This is a genomic window from Latilactobacillus parafuchuensis (genome assembly GCF_055271665.1).
The window spans coordinates 668,558-684,025 of record NZ_CM143875.1 but is presented as its reverse complement, the minus strand read 5'-3'; the positions used below and the strand labels follow the sequence as shown (position 1 = coordinate 684,025).

Below are 15,468 nucleotides of genomic sequence, written 5' to 3'. Positions count from 1 at the left end.
AATTTTGAAAGGTAATGACAATGAATCGAATAAACATCCGAAAGATTAATGAATTGAATGTTTTGCGTGAAATATTCAATAAGGCACCCACTTCACGGGCTGCAGTCACTAGTGAATTAGGGTTAACTAAGTCAACGGTCTACAGTATTTTTACCGGGTTACAAGAGGCCGGGTTTATTTATGATATTGGGCAAGGTAGCAGTACTCGGAGTGGTGGTCGTAAACCAGCACTGACTAATTTTAATATGCAAGCTGGTTATACGATTAATACAAAAATTAACCGGACGACGATTAGCTGTATGCTTAATTGGTTGGATGGCAGCGTGATTTCGTATGAGGAATATCCCGTTTCTGGCGAAGATGTATCACAGTATCTATTAGCATTATATGATGCGATTACGGCGGTCAAATTAGTTGATCAAAAGTTGCTGGGTATTTCGGTCGCAATTTATGGTGTTGTGCATAATAATCGGATTATTAAGTCAACGTTAGCAGAACTTGTTAACTATAATTTAGCCGAGATACTACAAAGCCGATTTAATGTGCCAGTAGTGCTCGAAAATGAGGCCAATTTGGCAGCCGTCTATATTCGTGATTTCACACGCAATAATTCAGTTAAAAGCGCAATTGCGGTCAGTCTATTGGATGGCATTGGTGCTGGGATTATTATTGATGGTCATTTATATACGGGAACCCATAGTGAAGCAGGTGAGATTGGACATGCCTTATTCTATGGTTTAAAAGAACCAGTTCCGATTGAAACATTGTGTTCGGATCACGCGGTGGTTGAGCAATTAAATGCTCTTGAAGGAACCAATGTCCATATCGCTGATATTCGCAAAGATTTCGATAGTGAGAAACCTGAAGTTATGACAATTTTAAACCAGTTTTGTTTAGGTATCGGGATGGCGTTACAAAATTTAGTACTGGCTTTTGATCCAGATGAAATTGTACTGAGTTCAGCGATTCTACAAGGAATACCGGAACTACTGATTATGATTAAAATGCAAATTCAGCCGTTCGCCCATAAGAAGACAGAAATTATTTTAGCGGACAATCCAAATCAAGGATCATTGTTAGGTGGGAGTGCTTTGATTGCGCGTGAAATTTTAAAACTGCCGGATGGTGAATTAGTTTTTAGAAAACGGAATATACCACTAAGTAATTGAATATAGGATAGCCCTTAGATGAGAATCAGTCTAAGGGCTATTTTTTTGTAATCGGGTAAAATTTAATAAAAAAACTTGACTATCCAAAGGAAAACGATTACATTTTAGATAGTTCTTTTATTAAAAAAACTATCAAGAATATGTATCAATATTTGGTTAATTCGTATACTTGATTGTTTTGACCATCGATACAGCGACTTCCGGAAGGGTTATTAAGTTGGTAAGAACACAAAAATAAATAATGACTTATTGGGCAAGGGAGGGGCGTTATTATGTACTATCAAAATTTACAGCAGTTTCCCAAACATTTTCTTTGGGGAGCGGCCTCTTCGGCTTATCAGATTGAAGGTGCTTGGAATGAGGATTGTAAAGGACCATCGATTTGGGATAATTTTGTTGAAATACCCGGTAGAACACATCATGGAACGAATGGCACCGTAGCGGTTGACCATTATCATCGGTATCAAGAAGACGTACGGTTAATGGCGGAGATGGGCTTAAAGACCTATCGTTTCTCAATTGCCTGGTCACGGATTATTCCTGACGGCGATGGAGCTGTTAATCTACGTGGTCTAATGTTTTATGAGCATTTAATTAACGAATTAATTAAGTATCATATTGAACCCATTATTACTTTGTACCATTGGGATCTTCCGCAGGCATTACAAGATAAGTATGGTGGGTGGGAATCACGACGAATTATTGAAGATTTTTCGAAGTATTGCGAAATTGTGTTTAACCAATTTGGTGATAGGGTCACTTATTGGGTTACCTTTAACGAACAAAATGTTTTCACCCAAATGGGATATCGATGGGCAGCACACCCACCCAACATTCAAGATGTTAAACGAATGTATGCAACTAACCATATTATTAATTTAGCCAACGCGACAGTCATTAATTTATTTCACGAGTTGGTGCCTGACGGTAAAATTGGTCCTAGTTTTGGTTATGGACCAACATATCCGATAACCGCTAATCCAGATGATGTGTTGGCTGCGGATAATGCCGATGATTTTAATAACAGTTGGTGGTTAGATGTTTATTGTCGAGGGACGTATCCCGCTTTTGTGATGAACCACTTAAAAATGTTAAATATCGCACCAGACGTGACGGCAACAGATGGACGTTTATTAGCATCAGCAAAGCCCGATTTTTTGGGACTTAATTATTATCATGGTGGGACGTTTCAACAAAATTCGATTGAACATCCAATTAGACCAAGTGAACAGAAACAATTTTCAAAAACCGATCCTTATTTAAGGCAATCTCAAGGAGAACAAGCGCAATCGCTTGAAGTACCAATGTTTACAAGCGTTCAGAATCCGTATCTTAGTAAGACAGATTGGGATTGGGAAATAGATTCGGTGGGTTTTAGAATCGCTTTACGGCGCATTTATGAGAAATATCGATTACCAATTCTTGTCACTGAAAATGGTTTTGGTGCGCAAGATGAGTTAGAAAATGGCACGATTAACGATCAGTATCGAATTGATTATTTGCAAGCACATTTAACAGAGATGCAACGAGCAATTATGGATGGTGTTGATGTCATTGGCTACTGTGCTTGGTCGTTTACCGATTCATTGAGTTGGTTAAATGGGTATCAGAAACGATATGGTTTCGTCTATATTAATCGAGATGATGTGAATCAGATGGATTTAAAGCGGATACCCAAAAAAAGTTTTTATTGGTATAAGGAATTTATTAAACAACATTCTTAAATTAAAGATTGATAGATTAGAAGGGACTCTTTAATAATGAAAGCAATGGGAAACTGGTTTCAAAATGTTTTTAGTCCAGCATTAAGCAAATTTAGCAACATGAAATATATGTTAGCTTTACGTGACGGGATGATCATCACGGTACCGTTCACAATTTTTGGTAGTATCTTCGAAATTTTAGCTAATTTACCCATTAATGGTTATTCCGAATGGATTAAACCATACTTGGCCCAGTTGAACTCGGCTGTTGCGATTACATTTGGGATTATTTCCGTGATTGTCGCAATTGGGATGAGCCATGAAATGGCGAAATTAAATAAAATTGATACTTTAACGGGGACGGCAATTGGGGTCGCAGCATTTTTATTATCGATGTTAGATAATAAATTCACCTTAGATCCATCAACGTTAGGCTCTGACGGGATGTTTACCGCAATTGTCGTTTCAATTGTATCAAGTGAAATTGTTGCTTGGTTTATTCACCGGCACATTGTTATTACGTTACCCGATTCTGTTCCACCAGCCGTTGCTGGTTCTTTTGTCGCATTAGTACCAGCATGTGCATCATTAGGCTTTTTCTGGATTATTCGGGTTTTCTTTAATATTAAGATTAATGCTATTATAACAGCGCTTTTCTCACCATTAGTCGTTGGATTAAATAGTTTCTGGGGTTTTGAATTGGTATTATTCATAACCTTGATACTTTGGACAGTCGGGATTCACGGTAATAACGTCGTCGGCGCCGTGGCTAATCCAATTTACGGATACTTTATCATGTCAAATATCGATCGGGCTTCTAAAGGATTAGCACCTACTCATATTACTGCCGATGGTTTCCTAGATTTTGGGATGAATATCGGTGGGACTGGTGCCATCTTAGCCTTAGTCATTTGTTGTTTATTGTTTGCTAAGAGCAAGCAGTATAAACAGTTAGCACGATTGGGAGCTGTCCCTTCAATCTTCCAAATTAGTGAACCTATTATGTTTGGTTTACCAGTTGTCTTAAATCCTGTATTGTGCATTCCCTTCGTTGTAATTCCAATGGTCCTTCAAGGAATTACGTATTTTATGATGAAAGCGGGCATGTTGGGCATGGTTATTGCACAAGTACCTTGGACAACCCCAATCTTTATCAACGGCTACCTAATTACGGGTGGTGATTGGCGAGCACCAGTTTGGCAATTAGTTGAATTAATCATTGCCATTCTAGTCTATTTACCATTTTTCAAGATTATTGACCACCAAGCTTATAAATTGGAGAATAGTGAACAAAAAGATGCCATTAGTACCACTGAAGCTGCTTAAGGAATTGGTTGCTGATAGTGATATTTAATATCGAATTTGAACCTTCAACTGGTCATTTGTTGAAGGTTTTTTTATTAAACACGTTAAATGCTAACTGATATTTAAGATTCAAATAGTGAAAAATGTTAATCACATTATGATAGTTTTTTAAAAGACGGTATGCTAATCTTGAACATAAGATGAAAACGATTACAAATGGAGGATGACTTGATTTATGGCAGATGTAAATTTTAAATCAATGCTTTTTGGTGGTGATTATAATCCGGAACAATGGCCGGAAGAAGTCTGGCTTGAAGATATGCAGATACTGAAAAAAGCAGATATTAACTCGGCAACGATTAATGTATTTTCTTGGGCGCTGTTGCAACCATCTGAAAATGAATATGACTTTTCAACGTTAGATAAGATCGTTGAAATGCTTGAAAAAAACAACTATCAAATTGTCTTAGCGACCTCAACCGGGGCGTTACCAGCGTGGATGGCACATCGGTATCCGGATGTTAATCGGACTGATTTTGAAGGTGTGGCCCATAAATTTGGTCATCGGCATAATGCTTGTCCCAACAGTCCCACTTTTCGCAAATATTCACCTCGGTTAGCTGGAAAAATTGCCGAACGTTATGGGCATTCTAAGCAGTTAGCTTGTTGGCATATTTCGAATGAATATGGTGGTGAATGTTATTGTGATAACTGTGCCAAAGCATTTCGAGTGTGGTTAAAAGCAAAATATCAAACAATCGAGGCGGTGAATCAAGCTTGGAATATGACTTTTTGGAGTCATACACTTTATTCATGGGACGAGGTTATTCCGCCCAATCGGCTAGGTGACGGTTATGGTGCTGATGGGGGCGCTTTTGCCGGTATGTCAATTGATTACAAACGGTTCATGTCCGACAGCATTCTACAAAATTATAAAGATGAAAAAGCCGCGATTCGACAATTTGATCAAAAAACACCCATTACGACTAATCTGATGGGGACTTATAAAGGGTTAGATTATTTTAAATGGGCGAAGGAAATGGATCTCGTTTCTTGGGATAACTATCCAAGCTATGATACGCCAAAGAGCTTTACGGCCTTGTCACATGATTTGATGCGGGGGTTAAAAGGTGGGCAGCCTTTCATGTTGATGGAACAAACACCGAGTCAACAAAACTGGCAGCCGTTTAATTCATTAAAAGAACCTGGACAAATGCGCAATATGAGTTATCAAGCCGTTGCACATGGTGCGGATACGGTTCAATTCTTCCAATTGCGACGTTCAAAAGGGGCGACCGAGAAATTTCATGGCGCGGTGATTGAACATTCTGGGACTGCGGAAACCCGTGTGTTTAGAGAAACGGCCGCATTGGGCCATGAATTAAAACAATTAGGGACCACTTTAACCGGCGCGCGCCATCATTCTAAGGTGGCCATCATGTTTGATTGGGATAATTATTGGGCTTTAGAATATACGATTGGGCCTAATATCTTACTCAAATACGTCGACCAAATCCATCATTACTACGCTGCCTTTTTCAGAAAAAACATTTCAGTTGATATGGTGCCCGTGGATGCCGATTTAAGTGGCTACGATTTAGTCGTTGCGCCCGTTTTATACATGGTTAAAGACGGCGTTGATGAAAACATTCGGCAATATGTTAAAAACGGTGGGACTTTTATCACGACGTTTATGAGTGGTATTGTTGGGCAATCCGATAATGTTCATCTTGGTGGTTATCCCGGCCCATTACGCGATATTATGGGAGTCTGGGTAGAAGAAATTGATGCGTTGCAACCGAAGACCCGCTATCAAGTTGAGTTTAGCGACCAGGTTGTTTCGGACTGTCAAATGTTATGCGACGTTATTCATTTAGAAGGGGCCACTGCGACAGCGACATATGGGGCTGGTAAATTTTACGCTAATAGGCCAGCTGTGACGGAAAACCAATTTGGCCAAGGGACCGCTGTTTACGTGGGCACGATGCTCTCTGACGCCGGCATGGATCATCTAGTTGAGTCATTGATTACTAAGTTAAATTTAACGTGTTTTACAACACCTAAAGACGTCGAAGTTTCAATTCGGTATCAGAAAAAGCAAGCGTATATTTTTGTGTTAAATCACACCGACCAAGCGGCTGATGTCGCACTCCCATTTGAAGGGTTAACTGACCTTTTAACGGGAGAAAAGTGGTCTAAAAATCAAAAATTAGCACCGTTTGCAGTTAAAATCTTAAAAAAATAAATGATAAAAAGACAGTGAAAATAAGAAATTCACTGTCTTTTTAGATAAAGGAGAATTTTAATGGATTACCAAAACCCTATTTTAACCGGCTTTTATCCAGACCCCAGTATTTGTAAAGTTAATGGCGGATTCTACCTCGTTTGTTCCAGTTTTGAATTTATGCCGGGCATTCCGATCTTTTATAGTGAGAATCTGGTTCAATGGGAACAGATTGGCAATTGTTTAGACCGCGAAGGAATGGTCAATATGGCGGACACCCATGATTCGGGTGGTATTTTCGCACCCACCATCAGATATCATCAGGGTCTCTTTTATATTATTACGACCAATATTACACAAGGTAATTTTATAATAACGGCCAAAGATCCGGCTGGCGATTGGTCAGAGCCATTGTGGTTGCCAGAACTCGACGGTATCGATCCGTCGCTCTTTTTTGAGGATGAAAAGGTCTACGTTCAGTATTCTGGTCAGAATGAGCATGATATTTCTGCAATCCGTCAATGTCAGATTGATTTAAAAACGGGTAAGCGTGTCGGTGAAGATCAGATTATTTCGATGGGGACCGGCGGAAGGGATGTCGAAGGACCCCATCTATATCGTAAAGATGACTATTATTATTTAATGTTGGCTGAAGGTGGGACTAGAGAAGGTCATTATGTCACGATGTTTAGAAGTACTCATATTTGGGGGCCATTTGAAGCAATGCCCACCAATCCGTTGGTGACGAATCGAGATCGTCCTGATTTGGTCATCCAATCAACAGGGCATGCTGATTTAGTAGCGGATGATAATGGTCATTATTGGCTAGTTTTATTAGGCACTCGGCCCAATAATTTGCGCCACTTACTTGGCAGAGAAACAAGTTTAGTGCCCCTTGAATGGTCTAAGGGGACGTGGCCAGAGTGTGTCGGCGGGGTGGTTAACGAAAAAATTGAGACGGTTAACTTGCCGAAGCCGTTGATGACACCTTACCCAACACCAGTCAGAGTAAAACAGTTACCCCTTGATTTTTCTTGGAATTTCATCCGGGGCATTAATGCCCAATATGTTGAATTACACGAAGATTTTTTGAAAATAACAGCTAGTGAAGCGTCGTTAAACGATAAAACGCCCAACGCATTTATTGGTAGACGCCAGACGGCCTTTGATTTTAATTTTTCGGGGATTTTTAACCCAGCTTTAATGAAGGACAAGCAAGAAGTCGGTATCGCGATTTATAAGGATACGCACCATCATTTTGATTTATTGTTGACGATGCGTGCGCAACAACCGACGGTGATTCTACGAAAAAATGTTGCGGATTTGATTGTCGAGGAATCCAGAGCAATTCCTAGTTTCAAGAACGTCAAGCTAATGATTTCAGGGAATCGTGATCAATATCACTTTGCTTATGCCTGTGCTGATGCTGACGCTATTTCAATCGGACAAACAGAAACCAGCCATTTAACGTCTGAAGTTGCTGATGCACCCTTTACTGGGCTTTATATGGGTGTTTACGCAACTAGTCATGCTCAAAAAGAAACATTTGAGACGTGCGTTTCAGAGTTGAATTATCAAACTTTTTCATAAAGGAGCGATTTTAATGGATTGGGCACGACGACAAGCAAAAAAATTATTAACTGAAATGACAATTGAAGAAAAAATTGGGTTATTGTCAACGACGCAAACCCCGATTGAACGATTGAAAATTGGGGCTTATAACATCGGCGGCGAGATTGCTCACGGGGTGGTTGATCGTGAAAAAATTCAAACGACGAGTTTTCCCACGGCACTAGGACTCTCCCAAACCTGGAATTCGACTTTATTAAAGCAAGTGGGGACCGCAATGTCGGATGAAGCCAGGATTTTATATCACCAAGATTCAACCGGGTGGCTAACCCCCTGGGCCCCGACGATTGATATGGAACGAGATCCTTATTGGGGTCGGAATGAAGAGGGTTATGGTGAAGACCCCCATCTGACTGGCGAGTTAGCAGTCGCGCTAATCCACGGGTTGCAAGGCGACGATGAAAAGTATCTTAAGTTAGCCGCTGCGCCAAAACATTTTTACGCGAATAATAATGAAGCCGGTCGGGAGTCGACGTCTAATACGGTTGATTTGAAAAATAAATATAATTACTATTTGCGCCCATTTGAACAGGCCTTTAAAGCCGGCCAGGCGCAATCAATGATGACGGCCTATAATGGCATTAATGGCGTGCCGATGATGCAATCACCCGATCTTTTAGAGGTGGTTAAAGGTGAGTGGCAGATGGATGGCTTTATCGTCACTGACGGGGGCGCGTTGACCTTAAATATTGAAGACTACCAGTATTACACGGACTATTCCGATGCGGTTGCCGATGCGTTACAAAAAGGGATTGATTGTTTTGTTGATGATCAAACCTTAGTTGAAACGGCTGCCAAAAAAGCACTCGATTTGGGCAAGGTTTCGGAAGCTGTTATTTCGCGTGCCGTCGAAAACACCTTAACCGTGCGGGCCAGGTTAGGCAACTTCGCGCAAACGACACCGTTTGATAGTATTCCTAAAGCACTTTTGGGTGGTGAACAACACGATCAGTTAGTTAAAGCCTGTCTAGCGGAAGGGAGTGTGCTCTTAAAAAATGAGGCAGTATTGCCGCTAAAAAGAACTGAACAAGTTCTATTAACGGGGCCGAGTGCGAATCGGTATCCTAGAGATTGGTACGCCGGGATTCCAATGAACGAAATAACGGCTGCAGAAGCACTGAACACCGTTGATTTTGCACCCAATATGAACTATCAAGCTTCTGGCGAAAAAGTTAAAATTCAAACCGCTAACGGGTTCATTGAAATTGCTGAAAATGGGGACGCGGTTGAAGGCAAGCACGGGGCTATTTTTGAATTAGAGGATTGGGGATTTGGCAAAGGTTTTTTGCGAGAAACAAGTAGTCAACGTTATCTAGTGCTTGCTGAAGATGGCCATTATCAGTTGAATAAGACTGAAGTTTACGATTGGTTTGCGAAAGAAACCTTTCATTTAGAGCCGGTGTTGCGGTCCTATTTTGAACGCAACTTGGCCATTATTGATGGTCGGCTCTGTGAAAGTAATCGCGACACGACATCTGTAACGTTAACCGTGGTTGAGCAGATGACACTTGAGATGCTTGAAAAGGCCGCCCAATTTGATAAAGTGGTTTACATCGGTGGCAACCACCCCATGCTGAATGGCCGCGAAACACAGGATCGGCCGGGATTAGAGTTGCCGGCAAACCAAATTGCAGAAATTAAACAACTCCATCGGATTAATCCCAATCTAGTGGTTGTTATTTTAGGTGGCTATCCGTTTACAATTGATGAACTACAAAAAGAAGTGCCGGGGATTATGTTTGTCACCTACGGGGGTCAAAGCCTGGGGACTGGGCTATTAGAAATTTTGTATGGGATTAGAAAACCAACCGGTCGCTTGAGTCAAACTTGGTATAATCAATCCTGGCCTAATCCAGGAATTTTGGAATACGATATTGAAAAAGCACAGAAGACCTATCAATATTGCCCAGAGCAAGCCGTGTTGTATCCTTTTGGATATGGGTTAGATTATGCGGGACATTTGAAATTGCTTAATTGTGTCGTCCAACCAACAAGTTGGTCGAGCGATTGTGCAGCGCAAGTTGAAGTCGCCGTTGAAAATAATCAAGATCAAGCGGTAACCGAGGTGATTCAAGTTTACGGCAATGCACGAACTGAATTAGGGACTAATCAGAAATTATTGCTCGGGTTTAAAAAAGTGACGGTCGCAAGTGGTCAACGTGAACAGATAACAATCGCTATCGACGTTGCGATTTTAGAACGCTACGATGTCGTTGCTAAAAAGAATGTGTTGAACGAGAAAATGATAACGTTAGAAATTGGCTTTTCAGCGGCGGATAAAGCGGCGTTAAAACAAAAGGTTCGCATTGACGGGCCAAAATGGCGGGAGTCTCGTTTGTTTGATGAGACCTTTGACGTCTTAGCTTTTGATGATTATCAATCGATGACCATCGATTCTTTAAAAGATGAAGGATCGCTAGTGCAAATTAAAGAAAATGGTTATTTAAAATATTGTCAGATGATTGTTGCAAAAAATGGCATTCAATTAGCGATTAAAGCGACACAACCGGGAACTTTAACCATTTCTGATGATTTAGTGCAGACCAATATTATCGCACGCTTTAGTTACCAAGCCGGGGCTGAATTTCAAACCATTTTTTCAGAAATAACCAATTCTGAAAAATGTTGCGATTGGGTCATTCAAGCAACTTCTGCTGTGACACTGTGGCAAATGCAACCTAAAGCACGATAAAGTAGTGTGCTTTGGTAGATATTAAAATAGGACTAAACAGAGCCATAATACGTCTCTGTTTAGTCCTATTGATTGTTGCCAAGGTTAATTCTTATAATAGTTGCGGAATTTATTGGGTGAAACATTTTCATTTTTTTTGAAGGTTAACGTGAAATAACTAAGCGTGTTGAACCCGACTAGTTCAGAGACTTCTTGAATAGAGAGGTCCAGATTGTTTGCCAATAATTCCTTTGCTTTACGAATGCGTAATTCAATGAGGTATTGGTAAGGCGAGACATCAAAGGCTTTTTTAAAAAGTTTGGTGGCGTACTGGGGGCTATAGCCAATCAACTCTGCTAATTTTTCATTACTAATATTCTCCGCATAATGGCCATTCATATAGTTAAGCATCGGTAAAATAAGATCGGGATAATTAGTGGTTTGTAATTGATTTTTAATCATGTTTTTTTTGACCATGATTAAAAAATTATAGACAGAGACGGAAGCGTCAAGAATGAGAAATTCGTCCAATGAGTTCTGTTTAGGGAAGGTATTTTGCACAAAATCGCGAAATTCTTTTTGACCTTCGTTGATGGTTAAAAAATCATGGAAACCAATCAAAGTGTCAATTTCTGAGACCAAGGCACCGCCAAAGGTGAAGTAGGAGGTCGTCCAATTGTCCGTAACGGCGTGGTAATCATGTGGAATATAACGATTGATTAAGATGCCCTGCCCAGGCGTTAAGTATATTTCTTGATCTTGAATAGTAATCACACCGGTTCCCGCAGAGGTTTGAAGCCAATGAACGTAAGGGTATCCGGCGGGACGATCAACAGATTCTTGTTCCCAATCAAACCCAATACTGTCAACAAATAAGGGCAGTCCACGATCCTTTCGTTTAAAACTATAACGCATAGCGATGACCTCCTTGAGTTTCAGATAGTTATAAAAGCGGTTGCGAAACTATAATTACATTATAGCCGATATATGTTAAATTGCATATTGTAAATATAAAAACGCTTACAAAAATATTCAGATTATGACAGGAGATTTAAATGAAAGCCAGTAATTATTTTTTGCGAGCGATTTGGTCAGCGGATGATTAAGAGTGGCGAATTAAAAGCGACACTTAAATCAGCATAAATGTATAAAGGGAGGTAATTAGGTTATGTTTTATGAAAAATTAGATGATTTTCCAACAGATTTTTTGTGGGGAGCGGCATCAGCAGCGTACCAAATTGAAGGGGCTTTTCAAACCGATGGGAAAAAGGATTCCATTTGGGACACTTTTTCTAAAATAGACGGTAAAACATTTGAAGGGACTAACGGGGATATCGCGATTGATCATTACCACCGGTATCCCGAAGATGTCGAATTAATGGCTAAGATGGGGCTAAAAGCCTACCGTTTTTCCGTTTCTTGGTCGCGGATATTACCTGATGGGGAAGGTGCGGTTAATGAAGCCGGCCTCGTTTTTTATGAGAAATTGATTGATGATTTATTAGCTCACCAGATTGAACCCGTGTTGACGTTATACCATTGGGATCTACCCCAAGCCTTGCAAGATAAATATCTTGGTTGGGAATCGCGCAAAACAATTGCAGCGTTTAAGCAATATTGTCACATTTTATTCGAACGATTTGGTAAAAAAGTTAAGTATTGGGTTACTTTTAATGAACAGAACGTCTTTGTGCCACTCGGCTATCGCTGGGAATTGCATCCACCCGTTGTGTCTGATATGAAGCGGATGTACGCTGCGAATCACGTCATCAATCTAGCCAACGCAACCGCCATTAATCTATTCCATCAGATGGTACCAACTGGGAAGATTGGCCCCAGCTTTGGCTATGGTCCAATGTATCCGCTAACGGCTAATCCCAACGATGTGTTAGCTGCGGAAAATGGGGAGGCCTTTAATAATAGTTGGTGGTTAGATGTGTATTGTCGTGGGAAATACCCGGTTTTCATTATGAAGCAGTTAAAACGTTTAGGAATTGCACCGGAAGTCACGCTTGAAGATCAGCAATTATTGCAATCAGCGCATCCTGACTTTTTGGGGGTCAATTACTATCATGGTGGCACCGCTAAACAAAATAAAATCGAAGCGCCAATTGAAAACAAAAGCACTGAAAAAGAATTCTCGGGGATTGATCCGTATTTGATGCAACCTAAAGCGGAACAAGCGCAGACACCTGAAACTGCTATGTTTAATGCGGTTCAAAACCCATATTTAGAAAAAACGGATTGGGGTTGGGAAATCGATCCTGTCGGATTTAGAGTGGCATTGCGGCGCTTACAAGCCAAATATGATTTACCAATGTTTATTACGGAAAACGGGTTAGGCGCAATCGACCAACTTGAGGAAGATGGAACGATTCGAGACACTTATCGGATTGATTTTTTACAGAAACATTTGTTAGAAGTTCAAAAAGCAATCACTGATGGGGTCGACATAATCGGCTACTGCGCTTGGTCCTTTACGGATTTATTGAGTTGGATGAACGGCTATAAAAAACGGTATGGTTTTGTGTACGTTGATCGTGATGATCATGACGAGAAAACGTTAAACCGTATTCCGAAAGAAAGTTATTTCTGGTATCAAAAAGTGATCGAAACTAATGGTCAAAATTTAACCAATTCAAAATAGTAATGGCTAAGGCAACGCTTTTATTCTTATAAAAAATGAAACTGATTTTTAGGTATCGCTATTAAATCCTTTGGTAAAAGGATTGTACCTAGAAAAATAGATTCAAATAGTAGTAAAACAGTTTGTAATAGTGATAGTGACGATTGGTTAAACATGGTACTATTATGTAAAGAAGTTGTAAGCGTTTACTTATAGACATTCAAATGGTTATGCTATTTTATTCGCCATATCGTGGAAACGTTTCAACAACAACTGCTATTTTAGGGAGGATATCATGAAAAAGAGTGATAATTTATATGGTAAAAAGATGTTCTTATGGATTTTACCATTTATGATTTTAGTTTTTCTATTTTCGTATTTCCCGTTACATGGTTGGATTTATGCCTTTTTTGATTATCAACCACCAATCGCATTATCCCAAAGTAAATTTGTGGGATTGCAGTGGTTTAAGATGCTAGTTTCAAATAAAACGCAAATGGCTCAGATTTTACAAGTGATGGTCAATACCTTCGCGATGAGTTTATTGGGAATTGCAACGTCGTTCTTCCCAGTTCTGTTCGCCGTTTTCTTAAACGAAATTGGCAATAAATATTTTAAGAATATTGTTCAAACATTAACGACTTTACCTAATTTTATCAGTTGGGTATTGGTTTATTCCATCGCATTTAGTCTTTTCTCAAGTACTGGTATGTTGAATACTGTTTTGCAAAACTTAGGCTGGATCACAGAACCTCTTAAGTTTTTGGACAGTGACAGTCATACTTGGTTGGCGATGTTACTTTGGAATACTTGGAAGGGTCTTGGTTGGGGGGCTATCATGTATTTGGCAGCCATTAATGGTATTGATCCGGAGCTTTACGAAGCTGCGCGGGTCGATGGTGCCAACCGATTCCAATTGATTCGCAACATTACGTTACCAGCGTTGATGCCAACTTATTTCGTCTTATTGATGTTATCCATCGCGAATTTCCTAACCAATGGGATGGATCAATACTTCGTCTTCCAAAATGCGTTTAATCGAGCTCATATTCAAGTGCTGGATTTATACGTTTACAATATTGGGATGACTGGTAACAGTTTGTCACTTGCAACCGCGATTAGTATGCTGAAGAGTTTAGTCAGTGTCGTATTACTCTTTATCGTCAACGGTGTTTCCAAAAAGACACGTGGCGAATCGATTATGTAGGGGAGTGAGAAAAAATGAATAGTCATATAGAGGGCTTAAGTCCATCAGAACGTATTTTTAAAGTATTGAATTACATCGGCTTTGCAATTTGTACCATCATTTGTGCTTACCCGTTTTATTATTTAATCATTAATACGATTAGTGCGAATGATTTAAGTGCAAGTGGTGCCATTAATTTCTGGCCTCAAAAATTACATTTAGAAAACTACAAACAAGTTTTGAGTTTAAGTGGTTTACCACTAGCAACATTGGTTTCAATTGGGAGAACGGTGATTGGGACCGGTTTAACCGTTTTAGCTTCTGCTTTCTTAGGCTTCATGTTTACCCAAAAACGGTTATGGGGTCGTCAGTTCTGGTATCGATTTGTGGTCGTCACAATGTACTTTAGTGCCGGCTTGATTCCCTTATTTATCACGATGAAGACCTTACATTTAACCAATACATTCTGGGTTTACGTATTACCTTCAATTGTGCAACCATTCAATATTATCTTGGTTAAAACGTTCATCGAATCCATTCCGGATTCATTGCAAGAAGCCGCTGAAATGGATGGCGCGGGGATTATTACAATCTTCTTTAAGATTATTTTACCAAGTTGTACGCCAATCTTAGCGACGGTTGCGATTTTCTCAGCCGTTGGTCAATGGAATTCATTCCAAGATACCTTGATTTATATTACCGATCAAAAATTATATTCCTTACAATACTTATTGTATCAATATATTAACCAGGCCAGTTCATTAGCGGCGATGGTTAAGGCGTCAGGAACGGGTGCAAATATGGCTGCTTTAGCCACGCAACAAACACCAACATCGATTCGGATGACTGTTTCTGTCATTGTTGTTATACCAATTATGTTTATTTATCCAATATTCCAGCGGTTCTTTGTTTCTGGGATTATGCTTGGATCAGTAAAGGGTTAGTATCAAAAAAA

General features: G+C 39.9%; 10 protein-coding genes. 9 read left to right on the top strand and 1 reads right to left on the bottom strand.

Features of this window, described 5'->3' with window-relative positions:
- Window positions 1-20: 20 nt before the first annotated feature.
- The 6 genes from ACVPPQ_RS03615 (at window position 21) to ACVPPQ_RS03590 (ending at window position 10,722) form a co-directional block, all read left to right on the top strand.
- Window positions 21-1,169, top strand: coding sequence for an ROK family protein (locus ACVPPQ_RS03615; RefSeq protein ID WP_463495758.1), 1,149 nt, complete (start codon window positions 21-23; stop codon window positions 1,167-1,169).
- 272 nt (window positions 1,170-1,441) lie between these two features.
- Window positions 1,442-2,893, top strand: coding sequence for a glycoside hydrolase family 1 protein (locus ACVPPQ_RS03610; RefSeq protein WP_463495756.1), 1,452 nt, complete (start codon window positions 1,442-1,444; stop codon window positions 2,891-2,893).
- A gap of 99 nt (window positions 2,894-2,992) precedes the next feature.
- Window positions 2,993-4,198, top strand: coding sequence for a PTS sugar transporter subunit IIC (locus ACVPPQ_RS03605; protein WP_463495755.1), 1,206 nt, complete (start codon window positions 2,993-2,995; stop codon window positions 4,196-4,198).
- A gap of 214 nt (window positions 4,199-4,412) precedes the next feature.
- A complete protein-coding gene (locus ACVPPQ_RS03600) occupies window positions 4,413-6,422 on the top strand; it encodes a beta-galactosidase (RefSeq protein WP_463495753.1) in 2,010 nt (669 codons plus the stop codon).
- Window positions 6,423-6,482: 60 nt separating this feature from the next.
- A complete protein-coding gene (locus ACVPPQ_RS03595; protein ID WP_463495752.1) occupies window positions 6,483-7,991 on the top strand; it encodes a glycoside hydrolase family 43 protein in 1,509 nt (502 codons plus the stop codon).
- A gap of 13 nt (window positions 7,992-8,004) precedes the next feature.
- Window positions 8,005-10,722 (top strand): glycoside hydrolase family 3 N-terminal domain-containing protein, encoded by a 2,718-nt coding sequence (locus ACVPPQ_RS03590; RefSeq protein ID WP_463495750.1) that lies wholly within the window; start codon window positions 8,005-8,007, stop codon window positions 10,720-10,722.
- Window positions 10,723-10,806: 84 nt separating this feature from the next.
- Here ACVPPQ_RS03590 and ACVPPQ_RS03585 read toward each other — a convergent pair whose 3' ends face one another.
- Window positions 10,807-11,616 carry an AraC family transcriptional regulator gene (locus ACVPPQ_RS03585; protein WP_463495748.1) on the bottom strand — a complete coding sequence of 270 codons (810 nt, stop codon included), beginning with the start codon at window positions 11,614-11,616 and terminating at the stop codon, window positions 10,807-10,809.
- Between the two features lie 253 nt (window positions 11,617-11,869).
- Between ACVPPQ_RS03585 and ACVPPQ_RS03580 the strand changes: the two genes are divergently transcribed.
- The 3 genes from ACVPPQ_RS03580 to ACVPPQ_RS03570 all read left to right on the top strand — a co-directional run bounded on the left by ACVPPQ_RS03580 (window position 11,870) and on the right by ACVPPQ_RS03570 (window position 15,457).
- Window positions 11,870-13,348 carry a glycoside hydrolase family 1 protein gene (locus tag ACVPPQ_RS03580; RefSeq protein WP_463495747.1) on the top strand — a complete coding sequence of 493 codons (1,479 nt, stop codon included), beginning with the start codon at window positions 11,870-11,872 and terminating at the stop codon, window positions 13,346-13,348.
- A 274-nt stretch (window positions 13,349-13,622) separates the two neighbouring features.
- Window positions 13,623-14,534: an ABC transporter permease gene (locus tag ACVPPQ_RS03575; protein WP_463495745.1), complete on the top strand. Its 912-nt coding sequence runs from the start codon at window positions 13,623-13,625 to the stop codon at window positions 14,532-14,534.
- A gap of 14 nt (window positions 14,535-14,548) precedes the next feature.
- The gene (locus ACVPPQ_RS03570; RefSeq protein ID WP_463495743.1) at window positions 14,549-15,457 is read left to right on the top strand and encodes a carbohydrate ABC transporter permease; all 909 of its coding nucleotides are present in this window, start codon (window positions 14,549-14,551) and stop codon (window positions 15,455-15,457) included.
- The last annotated feature ends 11 nt before the right edge of the window (window positions 15,458-15,468 follow it).

What these genes read in the sequence shown, in the direction of transcription:
- ACVPPQ_RS03615 (WP_463495758.1), top strand. Translation starts at nt 21, where the DNA reads ATGAATCGAATAAACATCCGAAAGATTAATGAATTGAATGTTTTGCGT.
- ACVPPQ_RS03600 (WP_463495753.1), top strand. Translation starts at nt 4,413, where the DNA reads ATGGCAGATGTAAATTTTAAATCAATGCTTTTTGGTGGTGATTATAAT.
- ACVPPQ_RS03575 (WP_463495745.1), top strand. Translation starts at nt 13,623, where the DNA reads ATGAAAAAGAGTGATAATTTATATGGTAAAAAGATGTTCTTATGGATT.
- ACVPPQ_RS03610 (WP_463495756.1), top strand. Translation starts at nt 1,442, where the DNA reads ATGTACTATCAAAATTTACAGCAGTTTCCCAAACATTTTCTTTGGGGA.
- ACVPPQ_RS03580 (WP_463495747.1), top strand. Translation starts at nt 11,870, where the DNA reads ATGTTTTATGAAAAATTAGATGATTTTCCAACAGATTTTTTGTGGGGA.
- ACVPPQ_RS03605 (WP_463495755.1), top strand. Translation starts at nt 2,993, where the DNA reads ATGAAATATATGTTAGCTTTACGTGACGGGATGATCATCACGGTACCG.
- ACVPPQ_RS03595 (WP_463495752.1), top strand. Translation starts at nt 6,483, where the DNA reads ATGGATTACCAAAACCCTATTTTAACCGGCTTTTATCCAGACCCCAGT.
- ACVPPQ_RS03570 (WP_463495743.1), top strand. Translation starts at nt 14,549, where the DNA reads ATGAATAGTCATATAGAGGGCTTAAGTCCATCAGAACGTATTTTTAAA.
- ACVPPQ_RS03585 (WP_463495748.1), bottom strand. Translation starts at nt 11,616, where the DNA reads ATGCGTTATAGTTTTAAACGAAAGGATCGTGGACTGCCCTTATTTGTT.
- ACVPPQ_RS03590 (WP_463495750.1), top strand. Translation starts at nt 8,005, where the DNA reads ATGGATTGGGCACGACGACAAGCAAAAAAATTATTAACTGAAATGACA.